Source organism: Mycobacterium simulans (assembly GCF_900232995.1).
Classification (GTDB): domain Bacteria; phylum Actinomycetota; class Actinomycetes; order Mycobacteriales; family Mycobacteriaceae; genus Mycobacterium; species Mycobacterium simulans.
On sequence record NZ_OCVX01000095.1, the window covers coordinates 1 to 1,441 of the forward strand.

The window sequence follows — 1,441 nt, forward strand, 5'->3', positions numbered from 1 at the left end:
GCGCGCAACGCGGTGGGGGTGCGCGCCGACAACGGCCACAACCGCAGCAGCACCGGCCCCGCCGCCGCGGTGGTGGCGGTGATTGGGGGGGTGGGGGGTTGTTGGACGATCAGATGCGCGTTGGTGCCGCTGATCCCGAACGAGGAGATCGCCGCGGTGCGTGGATGCTCGGAATCGGGCCACGGCATCGCCTCGGTCAGCAACCGCACCGCACCGGTGGACCAATCAATATGCGGGCTGGGTTGATCAACATGCAGGGTGGGTGGCAGCACGGCCTGGTTGAGGGCGGTGATCATTTTGATCAGCCCCGCGGCGCCGGCCGCGGCCTGGGTATGGCCGATGTTGGATTTGACCGAGCCCAACCACAACGGACGCTGCGGGTCGCGGCCAGCACCATAGGTGGCCAGCAACGCACCGGCTTCGATCGGATCTCCCAGGGTGGTGCCGGTGCCGTGGGCTTCCACCACATCCACCTGATCCAGGGCGATACCGGCGTTGGCGGCGGCTTGAGTGATGACGCGTTGCTGGGCCGGCCCATTGGGGGCGGTCAACCCATTCGACGCGCCATCCTGGTTGATCGCCGAGCCCGCGATCACCGCCAACACCGGATGCCGATGGCGCTGAGCATCACTGAGCCGCTCCAACACCACCACCGCCGCACCCTCACCCCACCCCGTGCCATCAGCGGCCGCGGCGAACGCTTTACAGCGCCCGTCGGGAGCCAACCCACGCTGGCGGGCGAATTCGATAAAGGGTGTCGGGTTGGTCATGACGGTGACTCCGCCGGCGAGGGCCAGGCTGGATTCGCCGTTGCGCAGGGATTGACATGCCAAATGCGCGGCCACCAGTGAGGAGGAGCAGGCGGTGTCGATGGTGATCGCGGGGCCTTGTAGGCCTAGCACGTAGGCGATTCGGCCGGAGGCCACGCTGGTAGCGACCCCGGTCAGTCCGTATCCCTCGGCCCCGTCGGCGCCGGCGGCACCCGGTTGTGCCCAGGCTCCGGCGAACACTCCGGTGTTAGAGCCTTCCAGGGTGGTGGGGTCGATCCCGGCGGTCTCCAACGCCTCCCAACACACCTCCAACAGCACGCGCTGCTGGGGGTCCATCGCGGTGGCCTCCCGCGCGGAGATCCCGAAGAACTCGGCATCAAACCCGGCCGCATCCGCCAAAAACGCCCCCGAGCGGGTATAGGTTTTGCCCACCGCATCCGGGTCGGGGTCAAACAACCCCGCCAAATCCCAGCCCCGATCGGTCGGGAAGCCTCCGACCGCGTCGGTGCCGCTGCTGACCAACTCCCACAACGCTTGGGGGGAATCCGCCCCGCCGGGTAACCGGCAGGCCATGCCCACGACGGCGATGGGTTCCTCGGTGTGGGCGCTGACCGCGGCGATGACCCGGGTGGGGGTGGCGCTGCCCGACAGCAGACTCATCAGGTAGTCGG

At 68.4% G+C, this 1,441-nt stretch carries 1 protein-coding gene; it reads right to left on the reverse strand.

Features of this window, described 5'->3' with window-relative positions:
* On the reverse strand, window positions 1-1,441 hold a 1,441-nt coding region (locus MSIMFI_RS27480), incomplete at both ends, for a type I polyketide synthase (protein ID WP_191500067.1).